The organism is Streptomyces sp. NPDC088733 (assembly GCF_044751185.1).
Lineage (GTDB): Bacteria > Actinomycetota > Actinomycetes > Streptomycetales > Streptomycetaceae > Actinacidiphila.
In genome coordinates this window covers 142,156-165,467 of record NZ_JBIVLH010000019.1, presented here as the reverse complement: position 1 = coordinate 165,467, position 23,312 = coordinate 142,156, and the positions used below count along the sequence as shown (strand labels likewise).

General features: G+C 73.6%; 21 protein-coding genes. 9 read left to right on the top strand and 12 right to left on the bottom strand.

The window, feature by feature from the left end:
* Nucleotides 1–129: 129 nt before the first annotated feature.
* On the bottom strand, nt 130–606 hold the full coding sequence (locus ACIP64_RS29650) for a hypothetical protein (RefSeq protein ID WP_401592553.1): 477 nt from the start codon (nt 604–606) through the stop codon (nt 130–132).
* A 95-nt stretch (nt 607–701) separates the two neighbouring features.
* Complete coding sequence (locus ACIP64_RS29645; RefSeq protein WP_401592551.1) at nt 702–1,430, bottom strand: AMP-binding protein; 729 nt, start codon at nt 1,428–1,430, stop codon at nt 702–704.
* A gap of 301 nt (nt 1,431–1,731) precedes the next feature.
* On the opposite strand from ACIP64_RS29645, the gene ACIP64_RS29640 reads away from it, so the two are divergent.
* The 3 genes from ACIP64_RS29640 to ACIP64_RS29630 all read left to right on the top strand — a co-directional run bounded on the left by ACIP64_RS29640 (nt 1,732) and on the right by ACIP64_RS29630 (nt 5,535).
* Complete coding sequence (locus tag ACIP64_RS29640; RefSeq protein ID WP_401592549.1) at nt 1,732–4,668, top strand: BTAD domain-containing putative transcriptional regulator; 2,937 nt, start codon at nt 1,732–1,734, stop codon at nt 4,666–4,668.
* A gap of 173 nt (nt 4,669–4,841) precedes the next feature.
* A complete protein-coding gene (locus ACIP64_RS29635; RefSeq protein ID WP_401592547.1) occupies nt 4,842–4,976 on the top strand; it encodes a hypothetical protein in 135 nt (44 codons plus the stop codon).
* Between the two features lie 355 nt (nt 4,977–5,331).
* Nucleotides 5,332–5,535: a hypothetical protein gene (locus ACIP64_RS29630; protein WP_401592545.1), complete on the top strand. Its 204-nt coding sequence runs from the start codon at nt 5,332–5,334 to the stop codon at nt 5,533–5,535.
* A 105-nt stretch (nt 5,536–5,640) separates the two neighbouring features.
* On the opposite strand, the gene ACIP64_RS29625 is transcribed toward ACIP64_RS29630, so the two are convergent.
* From ACIP64_RS29625 to ACIP64_RS29615, 3 genes are all read right to left on the bottom strand, one after another.
* Nucleotides 5,641–5,823, bottom strand: a complete 183-nt coding sequence (locus tag ACIP64_RS29625; RefSeq protein WP_401592543.1) for a hypothetical protein — start codon at nt 5,821–5,823, stop codon at nt 5,641–5,643.
* A gap of 299 nt (nt 5,824–6,122) precedes the next feature.
* Nucleotides 6,123–8,444 carry a PQQ-binding-like beta-propeller repeat protein gene (locus ACIP64_RS29620; protein WP_401592541.1) on the bottom strand — a complete coding sequence of 774 codons (2,322 nt, stop codon included), beginning with the start codon at nt 8,442–8,444 and terminating at the stop codon, nt 6,123–6,125.
* 136 nt (nt 8,445–8,580) lie between these two features.
* A complete protein-coding gene (locus ACIP64_RS29615; RefSeq protein ID WP_401592604.1) occupies nt 8,581–9,447 on the bottom strand; it encodes a VOC family protein in 867 nt (288 codons plus the stop codon).
* Nucleotides 9,448–9,622: 175 nt separating this feature from the next.
* Here ACIP64_RS29615 and ACIP64_RS29610 point away from each other — a divergent pair, with 175 nt between their 5' ends.
* A complete protein-coding gene (locus ACIP64_RS29610; RefSeq protein ID WP_360901157.1) occupies nt 9,623–10,270 on the top strand; it encodes a TetR/AcrR family transcriptional regulator in 648 nt (215 codons plus the stop codon).
* Between the two features lie 176 nt (nt 10,271–10,446).
* Here the strand turns inward: ACIP64_RS29610 and ACIP64_RS29605 are convergent, their stop codons facing one another.
* Complete coding sequence (locus ACIP64_RS29605) at nt 10,447–11,022, bottom strand: GNAT family N-acetyltransferase (protein ID WP_401592538.1); 576 nt, start codon at nt 11,020–11,022, stop codon at nt 10,447–10,449.
* 171 nt (nt 11,023–11,193) lie between these two features.
* Between ACIP64_RS29605 and ACIP64_RS29600 the strand changes: the two genes are divergently transcribed.
* Nucleotides 11,194–12,369 carry a flavin-containing monooxygenase gene (locus ACIP64_RS29600; RefSeq protein ID WP_401592536.1) on the top strand — a complete coding sequence of 392 codons (1,176 nt, stop codon included), beginning with the start codon at nt 11,194–11,196 and terminating at the stop codon, nt 12,367–12,369.
* Nucleotides 12,370–12,550: 181 nt separating this feature from the next.
* Here the strand turns inward: ACIP64_RS29600 and ACIP64_RS29595 are convergent, their stop codons facing one another.
* Nucleotides 12,551–13,465 (bottom strand): hypothetical protein, encoded by a 915-nt coding sequence (locus tag ACIP64_RS29595; RefSeq protein ID WP_401592534.1) that lies wholly within the window; start codon nt 13,463–13,465, stop codon nt 12,551–12,553.
* A 160-nt stretch (nt 13,466–13,625) separates the two neighbouring features.
* Nucleotides 13,626–14,957: an MFS transporter gene (locus tag ACIP64_RS29590; RefSeq protein WP_401592532.1), complete on the bottom strand. Its 1,332-nt coding sequence runs from the start codon at nt 14,955–14,957 to the stop codon at nt 13,626–13,628.
* A gap of 70 nt (nt 14,958–15,027) precedes the next feature.
* Between ACIP64_RS29590 and ACIP64_RS29585 the strand changes: the two genes are divergently transcribed.
* Complete coding sequence (locus ACIP64_RS29585; RefSeq protein WP_401592530.1) at nt 15,028–16,059, top strand: GlxA family transcriptional regulator; 1,032 nt, start codon at nt 15,028–15,030, stop codon at nt 16,057–16,059.
* A gap of 26 nt (nt 16,060–16,085) precedes the next feature.
* On the opposite strand, the gene ACIP64_RS29580 is transcribed toward ACIP64_RS29585, so the two are convergent.
* A complete protein-coding gene (locus tag ACIP64_RS29580; protein ID WP_401592528.1) occupies nt 16,086–16,562 on the bottom strand; it encodes an ATP-binding protein in 477 nt (158 codons plus the stop codon).
* Between the two features lie 696 nt (nt 16,563–17,258).
* Here ACIP64_RS29580 and ACIP64_RS29575 point away from each other — a divergent pair.
* Nucleotides 17,259–18,284 (top strand): tetratricopeptide repeat protein, encoded by a 1,026-nt coding sequence (locus tag ACIP64_RS29575; protein WP_401592602.1) that lies wholly within the window; start codon nt 17,259–17,261, stop codon nt 18,282–18,284.
* 13 nt (nt 18,285–18,297) lie between these two features.
* Here the strand turns inward: ACIP64_RS29575 and ACIP64_RS29570 are convergent, their stop codons facing one another.
* On the bottom strand, nt 18,298–18,675 hold the full coding sequence (locus ACIP64_RS29570; RefSeq protein ID WP_401592526.1) for an STAS domain-containing protein: 378 nt from the start codon (nt 18,673–18,675) through the stop codon (nt 18,298–18,300).
* Nucleotides 18,676–18,903: 228 nt separating this feature from the next.
* On the opposite strand from ACIP64_RS29570, the gene ACIP64_RS29565 reads away from it, so the two are divergent.
* Both ACIP64_RS29565 and ACIP64_RS29560 read left to right on the top strand, forming a co-directional pair.
* On the top strand, nt 18,904–19,452 hold the full coding sequence (locus tag ACIP64_RS29565; RefSeq protein ID WP_401592524.1) for a sigma factor: 549 nt from the start codon (nt 18,904–18,906) through the stop codon (nt 19,450–19,452).
* Complete coding sequence (locus ACIP64_RS29560; RefSeq protein WP_401592522.1) at nt 19,449–20,666, top strand: maleylpyruvate isomerase N-terminal domain-containing protein; 1,218 nt, start codon at nt 19,449–19,451, stop codon at nt 20,664–20,666. Before ACIP64_RS29565 ends, ACIP64_RS29560 begins: the two co-directional genes overlap by 4 nt.
* Before the next feature lie 246 nt (nt 20,667–20,912).
* Here the strand turns inward: ACIP64_RS29560 and ACIP64_RS29555 are convergent, their stop codons facing one another.
* The gene (locus tag ACIP64_RS29555) at nt 20,913–22,481 is read right to left on the bottom strand and encodes a transporter (protein ID WP_401592520.1); all 1,569 of its coding nucleotides are present in this window, start codon (nt 22,479–22,481) and stop codon (nt 20,913–20,915) included.
* Nucleotides 22,478–23,299, bottom strand: coding sequence for an ABC transporter ATP-binding protein (locus tag ACIP64_RS29550; protein ID WP_401592518.1), 822 nt, complete (start codon nt 23,297–23,299; stop codon nt 22,478–22,480). The genes ACIP64_RS29555 and ACIP64_RS29550 overlap by 4 nt, the downstream gene beginning before the upstream one ends.
* Between the last annotated feature and the right edge of the window lie 13 nt (nt 23,300–23,312).

The window sequence follows — 23,312 nt, the reverse complement described above, 5'->3', positions numbered from 1 at the left end:
GGTAGCGGCCGGAATGGAACCGTCGATTTCCGACCCGTTAGCTGATGTTGGCCTTTGGGTGGCCGGAATCCCGCAGTGTCGCGAAAACGGTGCGGACGTCTCATCCGGGACATGGCACCCACCCCGGGGTCACCGCGGGGCGAACGCCGGGGCCGCGAGGTCCACGGTGAGGGCGTGGCCCAGGTCGTTGGTGAAGGTGGCGTACGATCCCCCGGCGGCGCTGCCGGTCCCGTCACCCGTCCCGTTCCCGGTCCCGGCCTCGGCGCGGACGAAGGGGCGGGACCGCCCGAGGGCGACGACCCAGATCAGGTTGCCGTCGGAGTCCAGCCGGGCGAAGAAGCCCTCCGCCTCACGCGAGCCGTCGCCGCAGCACAGGTACCCCGTGCCGTCGGGGAGTTCGGCGGTGCCGTACGGGTGCGGATCGGCGGCCGTGACGAGCCCCGGGTCAGCGGCGAGCAGGGCCGGCAGGTCGACGGGGTCGCCGACGCGGAACGCCGACAACCGCGGACCGTCGAGGTCCACACCGAACGCGGTGCCGTCCGCCCGGTACAGCCCGTCGCGGGCCGGGACCTCGCCGGCCAGCCACAACTCGGTGATCAGACCCATCGGCCGCGCTCCTCCCGCTGTGCGCGACCAGCCCATCAGGCGCCCGCTCGGCCCGTCTCGACCTGCGGGCGAACAGCGGGCGAACTCCCCTCCCGTCAGGCGGGGCCGAGCGGCCTCGGGCGGCGGAGCGCGTGGACGGGCAGCAGCATGCGCCAGACCGCCTCCTCCAGGCCGTGGACGGAGGCGATCCAGCCGAGGCTGTCCTCCGAGGTGCCCGTTCCGGCGGCGGTGGTCAGTTCACCGACCACGTCGGCGAGGTCGCCGTGCCGCAGCGCGGGCTCCATGCGGCCCCCGCCGAGTCCGTCGGCGACGTACCGCTCGTAGGCGGGCGCGGTGCGCAGCACCCCCACCGGCCGCCACTCCCGCGCCAGGCGCGGCACCGGCTCCCCGCCCACACGGCGGCCGTCGGCCTCCAGGACCTCGGTACGGGTGCGGTCGACCGCCAGCGCGGTCCACGCGTCGGCCCCCGTGAGGACCGCCGCGGGACGGCACCGCTCGACGGCCTCGGCGACGGCACCCGGCCCGTCCGGGCCGCCCGCGACCAGCGGCACCGCGGCCATGCCCGCGTACAGGCAGCCGTAGAAGGCGCCGGCCAGGTCCACGCCCTGGGGGTAGTCCAGCAGGACGCGGCTGCCGGGCGGCAGCAGGCGTCCCAGGCCCGCGGCGACCGCGCGGGCACGCCGGTCGAGACCGGCGAAGTCGCAGTCGTACGGCACATAGGGGCGGCCGTCGGGCTGCCGCAGCGCGCGGCGGCGCAGCGCGGGGCCCGGCAGGCGGTACACGCTCACCACGGAGCCGCCGATCCCGGCCCGGACGCCACTCACCGGCTCCCGTCCGCGGCGCGAGCACACCGGCGGCCCTTCACCCCCTCGTGAGGAACGGCGGCTACGCCAACGGCATATGAGCACAGATCATGCGAAAAGACGGCGAACATTCCCCGCAACCCCTCAGAGCGTGCCCTCCGAAAGTCACCCATAGGTGACCGCGAACAGGTCGGCACGGCAAACTGGCACAGTCGGCAGATCCGAAAGACCGGAACTGTCGTCTGCGGACACTGTTCCGGTTCGCGATGAACGATCGATATACGAGCTGTTCGCGGACGGCAGTCGGCACCTGGGGGCAGGCATGCAGAGCGGTACGGACCCCGGCGGAGCGCTGCGCTTCGCGGTCCTCGGCCCGGTGCGGGCCTGGCGCGGCGGACAGCCCGTACCCGCCGGCCCACCCCAGCAACGGGCGCTCCTGGGCGCGCTGCTGCTGCGCGGCGGCCGCACCGCGACCGCGCAGGAACTCGTCGACGCCCTGTGGGGCGAGGAGCCCCCGCCCACCGCCCTGGCCGCGCTGCGCAGTTACGCCTTCCGGCTCCGCAAGGCCCTCGGGCCCGAGGCCCTGGCCACCGTCGACGGCGGCTATCTCCTCAGCCCCGGCGACGACTTCGACCTCTTCCGCGCCGAACGGCACTGCGCCGCCGCCGAGAAGGCCCGCGCCGCCGCCGACCTGGCCACGGCCCGGGACGAACTGCGCTGCGCGCTGGCCCTGTTCGACGGCGAACCGCTGGCGGGACTGCCCGGCCCGTACGCGGAGACCCAGCGCACCCGGCTGCTGGAATGGCGGCTGCAGATCACCGAGACCTGCCTGGACCTGGACCTCCAGGCGGGCTGCCACGCCGAGGCCGTGTCCGAGCTGACCGTGCTCTCCGCGGAGCACCCGCTGCGCGAACGGCCGCGCGCCCTGCTGATGCTGGCGCTGTACCGCGGCGGACGGCAGGCCGAGGCGCTGGGCGTCTTCGCCGACACCCGAAGACTGCTCGACGACGAGCTGGGCGTCGACCCCGGCACCGAGCTCACCGAACTCCACCAGCGCATCCTGGAGGCCGACCCGGCGCTGCTGCCGCCGCCCGTACCGCAGGCCGAAACGGCCGCGGAACCGGTGCGCCCGGCCCAGCTCCCCGCCACCGTCGCCGACTTCACCGGGCGCGCCGCCTTCGTCCGCGAACTCGGCGACCGCCTGGCGGGCGCCTCCGCCGAGGGCGGCGTCATGGCGGTCTCGGCCGTCGCCGGCATCGGCGGCGTCGGCAAGACCACGCTCGCCGTCCATGTGGCGCACGCCGTCGCGGGAGCCTTCCCCGACGGGCAGCTCTACGTGGACCTCCAGGGCACCGGCCCCCGTCCCACCGAGCCCGAGACGGTGCTCGCCTCCTTCCTGCGCTCCCTCGGCGTCACCGACAGCGCCATCCCCGACTCGCCGGCCGACCGCGCCGCGCTGTACCGCACCACGCTGGCCGGGCGGCGGGTCCTGGCCCTGCTCGACAACGCCCACGACGCCGCCCAGATCCGCCACCTGCTGCCCGGGACGCCGGGCTGCGCCGCCCTGATCACCAGCCGTACCCGGATGGTCGACCTGGCGGGGGCGCACCTGGTCGACCTCGACGTGATGAGCCCCGAGGAGGCGCTGCAGCTCTTCACCCGCATCGTGGGCGAGGAGCGCGTGGCGGGCGAGCGCCAGGCCGCCCTCGACGTCGTCGCCGCCTGCGGCTTCCTGCCGCTCGCCCTCCGCATCGCCGCCTCGCGCCTGGCGACCCGGCGCACCTGGACGGTCTCCTTCCTCGCCCGCAAGCTCAGCGACGAGCGCCGCCGCCTGGACGAGCTCAAGGCCGGCGACCTCGCCGTCAAGGCCACCTTCGAACTCGGCTACGGCCAGCTCACCCCGCAACAGGCCCGCGTCTTCCGTCTGCTGGCCCTCGCGGACGGCCCGGACATCTCGCTGGAGGCGGGCGCGGCCGTCCTCGACATGGACGTCCACGACGCCGAGGAACTGCTGGAGGCCCTGGTCGACATCAGCCTCATCGAGTCCGCCGGGCCCGCCCGTTACCGCTTCCACGACCTCCTGCGGCTGTACGCGCGCGACTGCGCCGAACGCCACGAGGGCGAGGAGGCCCGCTGCGCGGCCCTGTCCCGGCTGCTCGACTTCTACCTCGCCTCGGCCGCCCGCACGTACGAGCTGGAGAACCCCGGCGACCGCGTCCTGGACCACCTCAGCCCGGTCGGCCGCCCCGGTCTGGTCTTCGCCTCCCGGCAGGAGGGCCTCGACTGGCTCTTCAACGAGGCGCCCAGCCTGCTCGCCGCCGTCCAGCAGGCCGCGGGCGACGGCTGCGAGGGCCCGATGCGACGGGCCGTGGACCTGCTCTTCACCGCCCAGGACCTGATGGAGTCCGGCATCTACGCGCGCCAATTCGAGCAGGCCACCCGCGCCCTCGTCACCACGGCGCACGCGTGCGGCGAACCACTGGTGGAGGGCCGGGCCCGCGTGCTGCTCGGCCAGCTGAACTGGCTGACGGGCCGTTTCGAGGAGGCCGACCGCGAGGCGGAGAGGGCGCATGCCCTGGGAGTCGCCACCGGGGACCCGCTCACCGCGAGCTACGCGCCGAACCTGCGCGGCATGATCGCGCTGGTGACGCGCCGCTTCCAGGAATGCGCGGACTACCACGTGACAGCGATCGCCGCCTTCGTGTCCGACGGCAACAGGCAGGGGGGCGCCGCCGCGCTCAGCAATCTCTCGCGTGCGCAGATCGAATTGGGGGACACGCCCTCGGCCATCGACTCCGCGGAAAGGGCGTTGGCCATCTACCGCGACCTGGGGGCGGGATTCCGGCTCGGCAACGGCCTGTACGCACTGGCCATCGCACTGACCGCCGCCGGACGCCTGGAAGAGGCACTCGCCCGCCTCGGCGAGGCCCTGGCGCTCTTCCGCGACGCCCGGCAGCAGTTCTGGGAGGGCATGACGCTCTTCCGCATGGCAGAGGTCCATCTGGCCGCGAACGCCCACAGGCAGTCCGCCTCCGTCGCCGAGCAGTCGCTGATCCTGCTGCGGGTGGTGGGCGGCACGCTGCGGCAGGCGACCGCCCTCGTGGTGCTCGGCAAGGCACTCGACGGCATCGGGCAGACCGACCGGGCCCGGGCCTGCTGGTACGACGCGTTGAAGGACTTCACCGCACTGGGGTCTCCCGAGACGGACGAGGTGCGGCAACTCCTGGGCAGCCCGCCGGAGTCCGCTGTCGCGGTCTGACGTCCCGACCGCGCAACACCGCAGGCACAGGACGTCAACAATTCCGTTTATCAGTTGATTATCGCCCCCTGCCACGCTTCCATCAGTGCAAGAAACGCCCGCCTGGTGACGCACGGGGGTCGTCGCCAGGCGGGCTCGCAGCATCCGGTTTCCGCGAAGACGAAGGAGACAACATGAGCGAGACGACGCCCGAGACCGGCACGGTGGACGAGGAGCAGCAGGTCCCCGTCGCGGACGACGAGACGATCGAGGAGCCTCCCGCCAAGGACGACGGCACCGTCAAGCCCGACAACTGGCACTCCTCCTGAGCCAAGCCGCACAGGGGGGACACGGGGGAAGCACCACCAGGGGGAGCAGGGGGGCACGGGGGAACACGGGGGAACAGGACCCGAGGACGCACCGGGGGGGCGTCACAGGGGGGGAGTACGAAGGGAACAGGGACCGACTGCGGCGCGGAGGGGGCGTCGTAGTCGGTCTTTGTCATGTCCGGGGAATCAGCACGATCGCCGCAACGCGTGATCCTCATGTGGCGCCAGTCGTGAACTGATAGCTTCCGTAGGCAAGTTGAGCCGAATCCATCGCCCGTTAAGGGGCCGGCTCGCCGTAACGCCCTTGTACGAATGTGACTACCGGGCCCAGCGCCCGGCTTCTCGTGGAGGCGTCATGAAGCTCGTACGCAAGGCCGCAGTCGTCCTCGCCGCCCTCGCGGCCGGACTCCTCGTCACGGCACTCCCGGCCGCCGCCGCGGACAGCCCGGACAACTGGCACCAGACAATTGTCAGCCCCGACAACTGGCACCAGACGATCGTCAGCCCCGACAACTGGCACCAGACGGTCATCAGCCCGGACAGCCTCCGCACCCCGTGATCGCACCCCCGCGCACCGCGTGACCGCATGGCCCTCCCGTTCACCGTGGGAGGGCCATCCGCGTTTCCGCACCCCGCCGACGGCAGCCGAAGCGCCGCCCGTCCCTCAGATGTTGTGCGTGCGGCGCAACTGGTCGCCGAGCCCGCGGGGGAGCCGGGCGAGGCGGCCGGCGTCGATCACGGGGGCCGGGTCGACGGGGGCGGTCCGCCGCCGCGGGAGCACGACGGGGGTCTGCTGACCCGGGCCGGCCGGCGCCTGGTCGTGCTCGAACTGCCGCGGTGTCGCCATGATGTTGCGTCCCTTTCGCCGGTGCGGGACGCGTCCGCGTGCCGAGGGGCAGAGCGGGCGCGTCCGGATGGAGCCGAAAGGAGCAACGTCCCTCACCGGCCGTGCGTAACGGGCGGATCGGACATTCGGCGGGCGTACGCGGGGCGCGGGCGACCGGCCTACCGCGCCGCAGGCCGCCCCCCGCGTGGCGCCTGTGGCGTGTGGGGCGTAGGTTGCGTAGCGGCGGCCGTCGCCCGCCCCTTCCGTGTGAGGCAGCGACGGCCGCCCATCGCTCCGCGAACCGCGCGGCGCGCGGGGGCTCAGGCGCGGCGCGTGGCCGCCTCCGTGCCCTTGACCGCGTTGAGCGCGTAGACGCAGCGGTCCTTGCTGCTGGCGTAGACGACGCCCTCGGCGACGACCGGGGAGCCGGTGATCTCGCCGCCCGTCTCCAGCTTCCAGCGCAGCTGGCCGCCGCCGGCGTCCACGGTGTACAGGCAGTGGTCCTTGGAGCCGAAGTGGACGCGCCCGTCGGCGACGACGGGTGAGCCGACGATCTCGCCCTGGGCGGCGAAGCGCCACTTCGGGGTGCCCGAGACCGCGTCGAGGGTGTAGAGCGCGCTGCCCGCGCCGAGCATGACCGAGCCCCCGGCCACGAGGACCGGCTCGACGCTCTGCCGCTGCTCGGTGGCGACCCGCCAGCGGTCCCGCCCGTCGGCGGGGTCGAGGGCGTAGACGGTGCCGAGGTAGTCGGCGACGTAGACACCGCCGCCGGAGATGCCGGGGCCCGGGACGTACGCGGGCGGTCCGAACATCACCGCGGGGGCGTCGAAGCGCCACCGCTCGGTGCCGGTGCGGGCGTCCAGCGCGAGCACGCGGCTGCCCGCGGTCGCGAACACCGAGCCGTCCTCGACGACCGGGCGGGTCGGCATGGCGCCGCCGTCGCCGGTCGGGAACGACCACCGCTCGGCGCCGGTCGCGGCGTCCAGCGCGTGCAGCCGGCCGCCGCCGTGGAAGTAGACGACACCGCCGGTGATGCTCGGCCCCGACTCGGGGGTCTCGAACTCCGTCTGCGCGCCGCCGCGCTCCCAGCGCAGCCGCCCGCTCGCCGCGTCCCAGACCTGGACGCCGCCGCCGCGCGTACCGGTGACGACGCTGCCGGCCTCGGCCCGCAGCGAGTAGATCCAGCCGTCCACCCCCGTGCGCCACCGCTCGGTGCCGTCGGCGGCGTCCAGGGCGTACAGGCTCGGCCCGTCGGAGCCGTGGATGCGGCCGTCGGAGACGGCCATCGTCCACGCCACGTCACGGGTCTTGAACTGCCGCCGCCCGGTGGCGACGTCGAGCGCGTGCACCTCGAAGGAGGTGACGTAGAGCCGGCCCGCGGAGACGACGGGGGTGCCCCACACGTCGTTGGACATCCGGAACCGCCACGGACGCCACTCCCCGGCCGGGCCGGCGGGCGGCTGGGCGCCGCCGCCCTGTCCCTGACCGGGCACGGCCACCGGGGCGGCGCCGGCGGCACCGCCGCGGCCGGACCAGCCGACTCCGTCGCCGGCGGGCGCCGCGGCGGTCTGGTTCTTGCGCTCCGCGACCCGCATGCCGGGCCCTATCGGTGCGGAGCCGGCGAGCTGCACGGGGCCGCCGGGGGCCTCGGCAGGGGCCCTGGGGGGCTGTACGGGGGCCGCGGGCGGCTTGGGCGGCATCGGGGGCGCGGCGGGGGCGCCGGGGCCCGCAGGGCCGCCTGCCCGGCCGCCGCTGCGCCGTTCCTCTATGAGGCCGACCGCCGCGGGCGGCAGCCAGGCGGAGGCGGTGCCGGTGTCGTCCCCGGCGGAGGAGAACAGGTGCGGCGCCAGCTGCGCCTGAAGGTCCGCCGGGCTGGGCCGGCGCTCGGCCTCCATCCGCATGCAGGACTCGATCAGCGGCCGCAGGTCCGCCGGGAGCCCCGCCAGGTCCGGGCCCTCCCGGAGCAGCATGAAGACCGTCTCGACCGGGTTGGCGCCGTGGAAGGGCGCGTGCCCGGTGGCCGCGAAGACCAGCGTGGAGCCGAGCGAGAAGACGTCGCTGGAGCCGGTCACGCTGCGCGAGTCCTTCGCCTGCTCCGGCGACATGTACGCGGGCGTGCCCACGGCCACGTTCGTCATCGTCAGCCGCGTGTTGGACACCCCGCTGGCGATGCCGAAGTCGATCACGCGCGGGCCGTCCTCGACCACCAGCACGTTGGACGGCTTCATGTCCCGGTGGACCAGGCCCGCCCCGTGGATCGACTGGAGCGCCTCCGCGATACCGGCCGCCAGCCACCGCACGGCCTGGACCGGCAGCGGCCCGGACTCGTTGACGATCTCCTCCAGCGAGGGCGCGGGGACGAAGGCCGTCGCCAGCCAGGGCACCGCGGCCCTGGGGTCGGCGTCCACCACCGCGGCCGTGTAGAAACCGCTGACCGCGCGGGCGGCCTCGACCTCGCGGGCGAAGCGCACGCGGAACAGCTGGTCCTCGGCGAGCTCGGCGCGTACGGTCTTGATCGCCACACGCCGGCCCGACGCCGAGCGCGCCAGATAGACCAGGCCCATGCCACCCGCGCCCAGCCGGCCCAGCACCTCGAACGGGCCGATCCGTCTCGGATCGTGCTGCGTCAGCTGCTGCACCACTGCCCTGCCACCTCCCCGTGGGTTCCCCCCATCCCGGGGTCCGTCCCCTGATTCTTCATGGGATGAGTATCAGTTGCGAACCCGGGGCGGTGTCGACACGCGATTACCTGAGATTCGCTTGCGGATCGGGCGTATGTCAGGACGGCTTCCGGCCGACCGTCGTGGCCGGGTCGATGAGCCCGAATTGTGCTCCCTGGTCGTCGCTCACCAGCAGAAACCTTCCGAACGGGGAGTCCAGCGGGCCGCGTGCGACGCGTCCGCCGAGCCGCACGGCCGTCTCCGCCGCGCGGTCGGCGTCCTCGACGGCGAAGCAGACGAGGATGTGCGGGGGCATCTCCTCGGGGTACCGCCCGCTCATCCGGAAGCGGCCGAGCACGGCGTCGGCGACGGTGACCTCCTTGCCCGCGGGCACGAAGATCCTGAAGTCGGTCTCGTGGTTCCCGTCGCCGGCGGCCTCCCCGGCGGTCCCGGTGCCGGCCGCGGAATCGGCGACGGGGGGCCCTTCGAGGATCTCCTTGCCGCGGTACCCGAAGACGCCCTCGTAGAAGGCGTCGGCCTTCGCCGCGTCGCGGGTGAAGATCTCGGCCCAGACGTAGGAGCCGGGTTGGCGGGTCGTCTCGAAGCCCTGATGGGTCCCGGCCTGCCACGCCCCGAAGACCGCACCGGTGGGGTCGGCCGCGGTCAGCATGGAGCCGAAGGGCCCAACGGCCATGGGCTCCATGATGAGTTGGCCGCCGGCGTCGCGGATCCTGCGTGCGGTGTCCTGGATGTCGGACGAGGCGAGATAGAGGTTCCACACGGTCGGCATGCGGCCGTCGGGCTTGGGCGACAGCGCGGCGACGTTCTTCCCCCCGGGACCGTAGGCCTGGGTGTACGAGGACGACTCCGGATCGGTGGCCCCGAAGGTCCAGCCGAGCAGCTCGCCGTAGAAGCGTTTTCCCGCCTCCAGGTCATTGAGCATGGCGTCCGCCCAGCAGGGCACGCCGTCGGCGTATCCGGCCATCTGGTCCTCGATTCGTGTCGTGATTCGCGCGGTGATTCGCATGGATCGACGGAGTGTCTGACTTGACACGTTATCGGCCGATCCTCAAGCCCGCCCGAGGAAAATTCGAACACATGGCCTTCCCCATTTGCAGGCACCGAATCGCGCGCTGATCACCAGCCCGTAAACTGACGGCATGACAGGACAAGTTCGCACCGTCGACGGCCGTGTGGCAGGACGTCGGGGTCAGGCGACGCGGCAGAAGCTGCTCGACTGCCTCAGCGAAATGCTCAGCACGTCGCCGTACCGGGACGTCAAGGTCATCGACGTCGCCCGGATGGCGGGTACCTCCCCCGCAACGTTCTACCAGTACTTCCCCGACGTTGAGGGCGCCGTGCTCGAGCTGGCCGAGGAGATGGCCAAGGAGGGCGCCGCGTTGACGGACCTCGTGGCCGGTCGTTCCTGGGCCGGCAAGGCCGGTGCCACGGCGGCGGAGGAACTCGTCGAGGGCTTCCTCTCCTTCTGGCGCAAGCACGACGCCATCCTGCGTGTCGTGGATCTGGGCGCGGCGGAAGGGGACAAGCGGTTCTACAAACTCCGCATGAAGATCCTCAACCCCCTCACCAACTCCCTTTCGGATTCCGTCAAGGAGCTCCAGAGCAAGGGCAGGGTCGACAAGGACATCACTCCGGCGGCCGTCGCCGGGTCCCTTGTGGCCATGCTCGCGGCGGTCGCCGCACACCAAAAGGGCTTTCAGAGCTGGGGCGTCAAACAGGCCGAGTTGAAGCCGAATCTGGCACTGCTCGTCCATCTGGGAGTGACGGGCAAGAAGCCCACGCGCTGATTCCCGCCGCTCGCGGCCTTTTTAAAGTCCTTGCCGTCGTAGTCCTGCCTGCAAAGACGCGGGCGCCGACCGGTCCTCGGGGGAGGTTGCCGGAACGGCGCCCGCGTTTTCCTTTCCGATTCCGCAAGCAGAGCACGGGCACCCGTTCGGTCGAGCGCGGGGCGCGGACGGACGCCTCAGGCCCGGCCGGCCGGCCGCGGGTCCGTCGCGAGACGGCTGTGCAGATGGACGTCCCTGAGCCGGCCGGAGACATCGACCATCGCCCCGCGCAGGACGCCCTCCAGGGGGTAGCCGCAGCGTCCGGCGACGGCGCAGGACGGCTCGTTGCCGACCGCGTGGCCGAGTTCCAGGCGGTGCAGGCCGAGGTCGCGGAACGCCCACCGGGTGACCGCCTCCAGCGCCCGTGAGGCGACCCCGCGGCCGCGCGCCTCGGGGAGCAGCCAGTAGCTGACCCGGGCGGTGCGCATCGGCCGGTCGATCAGGCCGACGGCGACCTGCCCGAGCACGGCGCCGCCCTCGGTCACCGCGAAGGAGGCGAGGTCGCCCGCGCCCCACCCGTCGCGCCGGCGGCGCAGGAAGTCGCGTACGCCGTTCTCGTCCGGCCGGGGCACGACCGCCGAGTTCCACCGCCGGAAGTCCGGGTCGCCGAGCCCGCGCAGAGCGGCGGCGAAATCTCCCGGAGTGTCCTCCCAGGGCCTGAGCAGCAGGTCGAACGCCTGCAACTCCACGGGGACCAGCACGGGTTCCTGCACGGCCACATTCAACCAACCGCCGCGGAGCGCCGACCAGGGGGTCCGGCCGCGCGAGTGCGCCCCGGCGGCGCGCCGGTTGACCGGATGCGGTCCCTCCTCGGCGAGGTGCGGGCGGTGAAGCGCGCTACCTTCCGGAGTGACCTCGCCATCAGTCAGCCACGGGAGTACGACATGACCGACACCTCCGCCTCCGCCGTCGCCCCGATACCGGGCGCGGCCGCCCCGGACGCCATCGTCATCGGTGCCGGGCCGGGGGGGCTGGCCGTGGCGGCCTCACTGCGGCACCGCGGGGTACGCACCCTGGTCGTCGAGCGCTCCGGCGCCGTGGGCGCGTCCTGGCGCGGCCACTACGAACGGCTGCATCTGCACACCACCAGACGGCTGTCCGCGCTGCCCGGCCTCGCCATCCCGCGGTCCTACGGCCGCTGGGTGGGCCGCGACGACGTGGTGCGCTACCTGGAGCAGTACACGCGCTTCCACGACCTGGACGTCGCCACCGGGATCGAGGTGTCCCGCATCGAGCCCGCGCGGGACCCCGCGGCCGGCTGGGCCCTCCCCGCGACCGGCGGCCGCATGCTGAGCGCCCGCAGCGTCGTGGTCGCCACCGGCTTCAACCACACCCCGCACCTGCCGGACTGGCCCGGCCTGGACACCTTCGACGGCGAGTTGCTGCACGCGTCCGGCTACCGCAACGGCACGCCGTACGCGGGCCGCGACGTCCTCGTCGTCGGCGTCGGCAACACCGGCGCCGAGATCGCGGTCGACCTGGTCGAGGCGGGGGCGGCCCGGGTGCGCCTGGCGGTGCGCACCCCGCCGCACATCCTGCGCCGCTCCACGGCCGGGTGGCCCGCGCAGCGCACGGGCATCCTGGTCCGCCGCCTGCCGGCACCGCTGGTGGACGCGATCGCGCCATATGTGGAGCGGATCTCCGTGCCCGATCTGTCGGCCCACGGGATGCCGCGACCGCGGACCGGCCTCTACTCGCGGGTGCGCGAGGGCGCCATCCCGGTCCAGGACGTCGGCCTGATCGCCGCCGTACAGACGGGCAAGGTCGAACCCGTCGCCGCCGTCGAGGGCTTCGACGGCCGCGAGGTCCTGCTCGCCGACGGCACCCGGCTCACCCCCGAGGCCGTGATCGCGGCGACCGGCTACCGGCGGGGCCTGGAACCGCTGGTCGGCCACCTCGGTGTGCTCGACGGCCGCGGCCGGCCCTCGGTGCACGGCGGCCGCAGCCACAAGAGCGCGCCCGGCCTGTACTTCACCGGCTTCACCAACCCCATCAGCGGCAACCTGCGGGAAATGGCCATCGACGCACGCAGGATCGCCAAGTCCGTTGCCAGGCGGTAGCCGAGGCGCCACGCCGGGTATCGACACGGTGTGGGCGTGCGCGCTCCGGCGCCTCCCGGACGGCGCGCGCACCCCCACGCACACCCTCCGCGCCGCACCGGCGCGGGCCCGGCACCACCCCCGGTCCGGCGGACCGGCCGGCCTCTCCCCCTCGGCCGGCCGGCCCGCCTTCCACCCCGGATCACGGGGCGGCGTCCTTCCTGAACAGGTACCAGATCGCGAGATCCGGATCGCCCAGCTCCTGGTAGAGCACCGGCCGGGCCTCGGTACCCCGTGACGACCAATGGCCCATCTCGGCGCCGTCGTCGCCGAAGGTGAGCGTGAGCCCTCCGGGCACCCCGCCCTCACTCTCCTTGACGTACCGCCACGTCCCGGGGCCGGAGTGGCTGACGTAGTGGCTGTACAGGCCCGACGCGTCGGCGTCGTACTCGCGGACGCCCTGCGCGATGAAAGTGCCGTCCGCCGAGAACCGCATGACCCCGTCGAACTTGTCGCGCCAGGTACCCGCGTAGTCGGCTCCCGACTCCAGGACCGGCGGCTCGTACTCCTTCACCAGGCCCGTCCCGTACGCCACCAGGCCGCCCGCGAAGACGACTCCGACCAGCACGACACCGACGACGGAGATCTGGCCGGCCACCTGCTTCTGGCGCGGCCATCCGGTCTTCCCGCCCGGGTTCGGGCGAACGGCGTACAACGAGGCGGCCAGCACCGGGGCGACGCCGGCCCCGGCGATGCAGCACCACACCGTCAGGTAGGGCAGGCCCAACGCCGGGGCCGGCGCAGCCAGTACGGCGGCGAGCACCACCTCGGCCGCGAGGCAGCACAGCGTGCGAGGCACGTCGATGCGGCGCGACAGTGCGTGGCCGAGAGCTGCGGCGGGCAGGGCGTGCAGCAGGGAGGCGGCCACACCACCGGCCCAGAGAGCCACGAGGAGGAACGGGAACAGGCACAACACGAGCCCGCCGCCGGCCGGCCCGTAGGACGACTCCAGTGCCGGGGCGACGACGGTCTGGACCGTCAGCGCCACCACGGCCACCGCGCAGTAGGCCGTGACGGCGGCCGCCCTCCCCGCGTCGTCCCACGGACTGCCGGACACTCCCCCGGATGATCTCCCCCACCCCATGACGATCACGCTACGCCCCGGAGGGGACGACCAGTTGGCCGTCCCTCCCCGGGGCCCGAGCGGTGAGCCGGCAGAAGAAGCAGACCCGCCGCGGCCGCCGTGGGCGGGGTGACGGGCCACCGGCCGCAGCGCCTCAGGCGGCCAGCGGGGCCGCCAGAGTCGTGCCGTTGCCCCGGCGGATCACCAGTGCCAGGAGCGCGGCGATCGCGCACAGCGCCCCGGAGGCGTACCAGACGAGGTCGTAGGAGCCGAAGGCGTCGCGTGCCGCGCCGCCGAGGAAGGCCACCAGGGCGGCACCGAGCTGGTGGGAGGCGAGGACCCAGCCGAAGACGATGGCGCTGTCGGCACCGTAGAACTCGCGGCACAGGGCGATGGTCGGCGGGACCGTGGCGACCCAGTCGAGGCCGTAGAAGACGATGAACAGCACCATGGGCGGCTGCACGCTGCCGGCCATGAGCACGGGCAGGAACATCAGCGACAGCCCGCGCAGCCCGTAGTACGTGGCCAGCAGGCGCCGCGGGCTGAAGCGGTCGGTGAACCAGCCGGAGGCGATCGTGCCCGCGATGTCGAAGACGCCGATGACGGCGAGCAGCGACGCGGCGGCCGTCACCGGCATGCCGTGGTCGTGGGCGGCGGGGACGAAGTGGGTCTTGACCAGTCCGTTGGTCGACGCGCCGCAGATCGCGAAGGTGCCCGCGAGCAGCCAGAACGGCCCGCCCTTCGCGGCGCCGGCCAGCGCCCTGAGCGCGCGGACGGCCGCACCGGTCACCGGCGGGGGCTTGGGCACGAACTGCGCGGCGCCGTAGGGGGCGAGCCCGACATCGGCCGGGTGGTCGCGCAGCAGCAGCCACACGAAGGGCGCGACCAGCAGCGCGGCACCGGCGACGGTGAGCGTGGCGGAGCGCCAGCCGGCATCCTCGACGATCACGGACAGCCCCGGCAGGAAGACCAGTTGGCCGGCCGCGCCCGCCGCCGTGAGGATGCCGGTGACCAGGCCGCGGCGTTTGTCGAACCAGCGGTTGGTGACGGTGGTGGCGAAGGCCAGTGCCATGGAGCCGCTGCCGAGCCCGACGAGCACGCCCCACAGCAGCACCAACTGCCAGCTCTGCCGCATGAAGACGGTCAGGCCCGCGCCGGTGGCGATCGTCAGGAGCGCGGCGACGACGACCCGGCGCATGCCGAAGCGGTCCATCAGCGCGGCGGCGAACGGCGCGGTGACCCCGTACAGTGCCAGGTTCACCGACACCGCGAACCCGATCATGCCGCGCGACCAGCCGAACTCGCTGTGCAGCGGCTCGATCAGCAGTCCTGGCAGGGAGGCGAAGCCCGCCGCGCCGACGAGCGTGACAAAGCCGGCGGCGGCGACGTACCAGGCGCGGTGCACCCGCGGGCCGCGCGGCGGACGGGCGTCGGGGAGGGCGAGGTCCCTCAGGGGCTGGGCGGGAAGCTCCGGAGTCTGCGTCACCAGATGAGCATCGGGCAACGATTCCCGCACAACGAGTGGCCGGATGGCCATGATGTGCAAGGATCGGGCCATGGCCACGCCGCTGGAGTCCGCCGAGAACGCCGCCGCAGAACCCGCCGGCCCGGTGCGGCCGCACCGTGTCGCCGTCCTGGTGCAGCACGGGGTGATCCCGTTCGAACTCGGCATCCCGCACCGCATCTTCGGCGGCGCGCGGACCCCCGGCGGAACGGACCTGTACGAGGTGCGCACCTGCACCCCGGGCGGTCCCGGTCCCGTGCGCGCCGAGGCCGACTTCGAGATCGCCGTGCCCCACGGCCCCGAGATCCTGGAGGAGGCCGACACCGTCATCGTCCCGGCGGCGCACGAACGCGACAGCGCCCACTCCGAGGGCCGGCTCACCCCCGGTCTCGCGGCGGCCTTCGCCCGCATCCGCCCGGGCACCCGGCTGGTCTCCATCTGCACCGGCTCGTACTTCCTCGCCGCGGCGGGCTACCTCGACGGACTGCGCGCGACGACGCACTGGTCCAGCACCGAGCACTTCCAGCGCCTGTATCCCCGGGTGCGGGTGGAGCCGGACGTCCTGTACGTCGACAACGGCACCATCCTGACCTCGGCGGGCGTCGCCTCCGGCATCGACCTGTGCCTGCACCTGCTGCGCCGCGACCACGGCGCGGCCGTCGCCAACGCCAGCGCCCGGCGCACGGTCGTGCCCCCGCACCGCGAGGGCGGCCAGGCCCAGTACGTCCAGCGGCCGCTTCCGGAACCCCAGTTGGCCACGACGGCGACCGCGCGGGCCTGGGCGCTGAGCCGGCTGGACCGACCGCTGTCACTGCGGGAGCTGGCCGGGAAGGAGTCGATGAGCGTGCGCACCTTCACCCGGCGGTTCCGCGAGGAGGTCGGCACGAGCCCCGGTCAGTGGCTGGTGCAGCAGCGCGTCGAACGGGCCCGGCAGTTGCTGGAGTCCAGCGACCTGTCGGTCGACCAGGTCGCGCGTGACGCCGGGTTCGGCACCGCGGCCTCGATGCGGCAGCACCTCCAGGCGGCGCTCGGCGTCTCACCGACCGCCTACCGCCGCACCTTCCGGGACACGGCGATCCGCTGAGCCCTCGGCGCGCCCGCCGGCGGGGTTCAGAACGCCGGGCGGCCGATCAGCCCGCCGGTGGCCTGCGGCGGCACGATCGCCTGACCTCGCGCGCAGCGGTCGATCTCGCACCAGATCTGCTTGCCCGCACCCTCGCGCTGCCAGCCCCAGCGGTCCGCCAGGCCGTCCACCAGCTCCAGGCCGCGCCCGCCCGTCTCGTCCTTGTCCGCGTGGCGCGGCCGCGGCGGCGCGTCACTGGTGTCGGCCACTTCGACCCGTACGGTGTCGCGTTCCTGGCCCTGCGAGGCGCCGGAGGACCGGAAGAGCATCCGCAGCACCGCGGGGCAGCCGGTATGCACGACCGCGTTGGTGACCAGTTCGGAGATCAGCAGGATCAATGTCTCGGCGACGGGCTCGTCCGCCCCTATGCCGGAACCGGCCAGACGCGAACGCGCCCAGCTGCGGGCCCGGCCCACCTCGGCCGGGTCGGGGCCTACCTCTAGCTGAACCTGGAGCATCTGCACTGCTCACACCATCCGAACCGGCGGACACATCGCCTCGCGCCTCGGCAAGGTCACCAAGCGTGACCCCTTCGCGACACAGCATGATTGACCGACAGTCACCCCAACAAGCGCTTCGGGCATATTCCAGCGCGAAGGGGGAGGGGTGCTGCATACTGTGCGGGGCTCAATACGGGGCGAATACGCACAGCGCGACGGCGGTCGCCTGCCCGGCCCCCGGGCCGTGCTCCGACTGCTCACGTCGCGCTCCTGCACCACACGCACCCGATGGAGCGTACCCGAGGTGACGCCCGACTCCATGGCGTGACGAGTCACACCTCGGACACAACCCGATATCGACACCGCTCACCCCTTATATCCGACGATTCCGACATGCCTCAATAAATGCCGCAAAGGGCGCCATTGCCCGGGCGTTCCGCGCATGCGGTCCCCACCGTCCGCGACCGGCCGCCCCGCACCCCAGGACCCATGCCCGTTTCCCGTGCGGATGCACCTCCCACCCGGATCCGGGTGGGAAACGGCGGCCGTGCCTCCAGCCGCCGGGACACCGCGCGACCTGCGCGCACCTCGACCGGGGAACCGCTTTACGAAAGCGTGAGGCATGGCCGGTGCAAAGCCGCGTAACCTCCTCCGCAAGAGATCCGGAGGGAATGGGGCACGGTGGGCGCACAGGACGACCAGGACCGAACGCAAGACGTCCTGGACGAGGATTTGAACGATCCTCAGGTGCGGCTGCGCCTCGGCGAGGCCGCGCTCGACGCGGGCGAACTCATGGAGGCCCGGGCCCACTTCGAGAACGCGGGACGCCTCTTCGACGCGGACCCCGAGGCGGCCCCGGCGCACCGGGCCACCGCGCTGCGCGGCCGGGCGGTCACGCACCTGCTGGCCGGTGAGGTGCGGTACGCCGCGCACCTGCTGGAAGAGGGCATCGCACGGCTCCAGGCGGAGGCGGCGTCCGGCGGCAGCCCCGACCCCGACGCCCTGCTGATGCTGCACGTCGCGGCGATCGGCCCGTACACCGACCTGGGCGCCTACGCCCGCGCCGCGCACGCCGCGGAGCAGGCGCTCAACCTCGCACCCGACGCGGCCGACCCGGCCCTCGTCGCGCTGATGCACCGCAGCATCGCCCGCACGCTGATCGTCGCGGGGCGCACCGGCGAGGCCGAGGCCTCCCTCGCCAAGGCCCAGGAGATCTTCCAGCGCCTCGAACTGCACACGGAACTGGCGCACTGCCACTGGATGCGCGGCTACGTCCACTCCCAGGACGGCGACCTGGAGCAGGCCGAGCGCGAACTGCGCACCGCCCGCGACATGCTGGTGGCCGGGCGCTCGGTGCTTTTCACCGTGCAGGTCGAGGTCGAACTCGCCGACGTGCTGCGCCGGCGCGGCAAGTCCGCCGAGGCCGAGGAGCTGCTGACCCGGCTGCTGGACCAGCTCGGCCCGTGGCGCGGCGCCGTCCACGCGGGCGGCGCGCACCGGCTGCTGGGGCTGCTCGCCGAGGAGCGCGGCGACCCGGAGGCCGCGGAGGAGCACTACGTCTCCGCGCTGGCCCTGCTGGAACGCGCGGGCGCGGCCGGGGACCTGGCGGACATCTGCCGGCTGCTGGGCGACCTGCTGCGGCGGGCCGGCCGGGTCGAAGCCGCGCTGGACGCCTACCGCACCGGGCTCGGCCACCGCGCCGCGATCGGCACCACCACACTCGGGCCGGCCCCCGCGGACTCGTAGGACCTCGCGCGCCTCAGGCCGACAGCGGTCCCGCCTCGTCGTCGGTCGCGGCCGCGATGTCGGGGAACACCTCGAACAGCCGCCGCACCCCCAGTGCGGCCAGCACCTTGTTGACGTGCGCGGCGTTGGTCCCCCGCACGTCGGAGGGCAGGATCAGGCGCAGCCGCCCGGCGCAGGAACGCATCAGGCGCCGCGCGGAGATGAGCACGCCGACCCCGCTGGAGTCGCAGAAGTCCACCCCGGCCAGGTCCAGCACCAGGTCGCGGCGCCCGTCGGCGACGGCCTCGTGCACGTGCCCGCGCACGGTGGGGGCGGTCACGAGGTCCAACGCGCCGGAGACGGTCAGGACCGTCCAGCCGTCCCGCTCGTCGTGCGTCACCTTCAACGCCACTGTCTGGCCCTTCTCCTGGCACCGATTCTGTTGAACCTATGCCCTTCCCAGGCTGCTTCCTCGCAATCTTTCGGTCACACACAGATAACGCATTACCAGAATTGATCAGTTTCGGCAGAAGCTTGCCCCAAGGCGGCGTACACGGCAGCACCGGGCGGATACATTCGATGCGAGGCAGGACGACCGGAGTCGGGCGACGGCGACAAAGGTGAAGAGGGGGGACGACGCATGGCGGCATCGGCACCACCCCGCTGGGACCGCAAGATGCAGCAGCGCCTCGCCCGCGGCGAGGAGGCAGCCCTCGGCGAGCTGTACGACCGCTTCGCCTCCCTCGTGCACACCCTCGCCCACCGCGTCATGGACGACGAGGAGGCCGCCGCCCAGATCACCCGTGAGGTCTTCGGCTACATCTGGGAGAACCCGGACGCCTACGACCCCAAGCAGGGCTCGCTGCGCTCCTGGATCGCCGGGCTCACGCAGAAGCAGGCCGTCCACCGGCTGCGGCTCGCCGAGAGCCACGGCGAGGGCACCCCCGAGGAGGTCGAGACCCGGGTCCGGGAGGCCAACACCGCCGCCCGCGCCGACTACATCGTGACCTCCATGCCCGAACCGCTGCGCCAGGCGCTCGACCTCGCCTACCGGCGCCGCATGGACTACCGCGCCGCCGCCGTCGACCTCGGCGTCACCGACGACGAGGCCCGCCGCCGGCTCCGGCTCGGACTGCAACTGCTCTCCACCGCCATGCAGGACCCCGCCCCCGAGGGGCGTGCCCTGTGACCGGACCCGCCGGAGACGGCGACACCTCCCCGCACGGGGCCACCCCGCCCCGTGTGCCGATGCCCCGCGGCGCCGCCGAGGACGGCCCGCTCCCGGAAAGCGTGACCATGCAGCCCGAACAGCCCCGGTACGACCACCGCGTGCTCCGCTCCCTCCTGGGTGCCTGGGCGCTGTCGGCCTGTTCGCGCGACGAGTCGCTCGCCGTCGACGAGCACCTGACGGCGTGCGCGCCGTGCGCGGACGAGGCACTGCGGCTGCGCCGGGCCGTCGAACTCCTCCACCAGGAGGAGTCCCTCGACCTCGACCCCCTGCTGCGCGCCCGCGTCCTGGAGGGCTGCCTCGGACGCCGCCCCGCCCGCATCCCCGTCCCCCAGTGGGCCGCACCCTACGACGCGGAGACCGCCCGGCTCGACGCGCTCCTGTCCGACCTCGGCGAGAACGAGTGGGAACTGCCGGTCCAGCTCGTCTGGGCGGGCGGCGAACGCGAACTCACGCTCTGCGGGGTCCTGGCCCACCTCGGTTCCGTGGACGGCGTCGTCGCCACCGCGCTCGGCCTCGACGACCCGCTCGGCCCCGGTGCGCCCCGCACCCGCCTGGAGCGCACCGAACTGGCGGGAGAACGCTGCCGGCAGCACACCCGCGGCTTCGTGCGCAACAAGTGGCGCACCCAGACCCGGGACATCGTGCGCACCCTGTCCTTCGCCGGCACCGGCACCGGCGGCCTGCCCGTCGACTTCGCGGACGTCGTGGTGCCCATGCGGGACGCCCTGATCGACCGTGCCTTCGAGTGCTGGATCCACGCCGAGGACATCGCCCAGGCACTGGACTACCCCGAGTACGGGCCGCCCGCGCCGGCGCACCTCAACAGCATGATCGACCTCGCCGCGCGCATGCTCCCGCTGGCGCTGGCGGGCCTGCGGCAGGCCGGGCTCGCGGACTCCCCGGCGCGGCTGGTGCGCGCGGGCGCCCCCGGCCGCACCCTCGACCTGCACGTCGAGGGCGAGGGCGGCGGCCACTGGTACATCTGCCTCGACTCCCCGGGCGCCGTCGGCTCTCCCGACAACGTCGTCGCCCAACTGGCGGTCGACCAGATCGACTTCTGCCAGCTCGCCGCGGGCCATCTGCCGCCCACCCGCATCGCCGCGGGCCGCGGCGGCGACCCGGACGCCATCCGCGACATCCTCCTCGCCACGGCATCCCTCTCCCGCCTCTGACCCCGAGCCACGACGAACCGCGCGCCCAGCCCCAACCCGGCCGAACAAGCGAACACCCAAGAAAACGCGCCCCAAGGGGGCGCGGGGAACTGCGCGACCAGCCCCAACGAACCATCACGCAAAGAACCCAGCCCCACCCCCGCGCACGAGGCCAACGCCCAACCAGGACACCCCCAAAGGGGCGCGGGGAACTGCGCGCCCAGCCCCAACGGGCCCGCACCGAAGAGACCCCGCACAAGCGAAGCGCTACCCCTTGCTGACCGCCGCGAGAATCTCCGGCAGCCGCCCCCGCAAGCCCGGCGCAGCCGCCCGCACGCCCACGACCGCCAGCAGCGCCCCGTAGACGCAGCCGACCGGCAGAACGAGCCACAACGCGCCCTGGCGGTCCGCCACGTGCAGCCAGATCAGCAGGGCGAGCACCGGCAGGGTGAGCACGGTCCCCGTGCCCGCGCCGCCCACAAGGCTCAGCCAGACCAGGCTGCCCTGCCCCGGGGCGGCGGAGCTGCCGAAGCGGTTCTCCCGGGGCATGGAGTACGGGAAGCGGACGCTGGCCCACGCGCCCGTGGCGATCAGCGCGCCGAGCAGGGCGAAGGAGAGCCCGAGCGTCTCCGGTGCCGCGTCGAGGCGGCCGAGGAGCAGCGCCGTCCCGACCGTGACCACGGCGACGTAGGGGACGGCCACGATGGCGATCGCCAGCGCGCGGGCGCGCAGTTCGGCGAGGGCGTCCTCGCGCGAGGAGATCGTCGCCGCGACGGTCCAGAAGGCGGAGCCGTCCATGCCGAACTGGTTGTACATCTGGAGGCCGAGCAGTCCGGCGGCCCAGCACGCGGAGTACACGCTGCCGTGCTGCACGGCCGAGACCACGGGCAGCAGCAGTCCCACGGCGAGCGCGGTGGCCCACGCGGCCTTGGTGCGCGGGTCGCGCCAGGCGTAGCGGAACTGGCGCTCCATGACGGTGCCCGCGCGGCCCTCGGGGAACAGGGAGCGCGTGCTGCGGGCCCGCGTAGGGCGCGTTGCCTGGAGCGTGGAGGAGTCGGGGCGGGTCATGAGCCGGTCCAGGCTGCGGTGCCACCAGACGAGGACGCCGGCCAGCGCCGCGCCCGTCCAGAGGAGTTCGGCGGCGGCGAGCCCGTACGCGCCCGCGCCGGCGGCCCGCACCGCGTCGAGCGCGGACGCGGGCGGCAGCCGGCGCAGTACCGAGGTGACGCCCTCCAGCCGTTCCAGGCCGTTGCCGGAGGCCAGGGCGTTGGCGCCGAGGTTGGCCAACTGGGCGCCGACGGCGACGAGCACACCGCTCAGCAGCGCCAGGTCGCGCCCCCTGCGGCTGGTGAGGAGCCGGGTGTTGGCGGCCGCGACGGCCCGCGACAGGGCCACGCACAGCACCACCACGAGGGGCACGGCGACGACCGCGGCCGCCACCGACGCCGCCCCGTGGGCCACGGCCACCGCCGCCCCGGCCGTCACCAGCAGGGTCAGCAGTGGTCCGACGCCGACCAGGGAGGAGACCAGCAGCGCGCGGATCAGCGGGCGGGGGCGCAGCGGCAGCATCGCCAGCCGGGTGGGGTCGAGGGTCTCGTCGCCGCCGAAGACGAACAGCGGCATCGCCGTCCAGGCGACGGCGAGGACGGTCCCGGCGGCGACGGCCGCGACGGGCGCGTAGTCGTGGCCGTGCAGCACGACCAGGCCCACGGTGACGCCGAACGCGTACATCAGGGCGACGAGCGTGCCGACGATCCAGCCGACCGTGCGGCCGGTCGACTGCCGCAGTCCGTTGCGGATGACGGACAGCTTGAGCCGTACGAAGGTCCCGGTCACGGCCGTCCCGCTCCCCGGCCGCCGGCGCCGCCGGTCCCGCCGCCGCCGAGCCAGTCCAGCTCGCGGCCTGCCGCCCGGTCGTGCGCCCCCACGAGCGTGAGGAAGGCGTCCTGGAGGGTCGCCGCCTGCCCGCGGACCTCCGCGAGCGGCCCCTGCGCGACGATCCGGCCGGCCGCCATCACGGCGACCCAGTCGCACAGGCTCTCCACCAGTTCCATGACGTGGGAGGAGAAGACGACGGTGGCCCCCGAGGCCGTGTAGCGCTCCAGGACGCCCCGGATCACCTGGGCGGACACCGGGTCGACGCCCTCGAACGGCTCGTCCAGGAAGAGCACTTCGGGGTTGTGCAGCAGCGCCGCGGCGAGCCCGATCTTCTTGCGCATGCCGGTCGAGTAGTCGACGACCAGTTTGTTCGCGGACCCGGCCAGGTCCAGGACGTCCAGCAGCTGGGCCGCCCTGCGGTCGGTCTCGGCTCCCGGGATGCCGCGCAGGCGCCCGGTGTAGGCGAGCAGTTCGCGCCCGGTGAGCCGCTCGAACAGGCGCAGTCCCTCGGGCAGCACGCCGATCCGGGACTTCACGGCGACCGGGTCGCGCCAGACGTCGGCCCCGGCGATCTCGACCGTGCCGTCGTCCGGCCGGAGCAGTCCGGTGACCATGGACAGTGTCGTGGTCTTGCCCGCGCCGTTGGGACCGACGAGCCCGACGAAGTGACCGGCGGGCAGCGTCAGGTCGATCCCGGCGACAGCGGTCTGCTGCCCGAAGCGCTTCCAGAGTCCCTGGACGCGCACGGCGGGCGGCGTGACGGGTTCGTTCGGCATCCGCCCAGCCTAT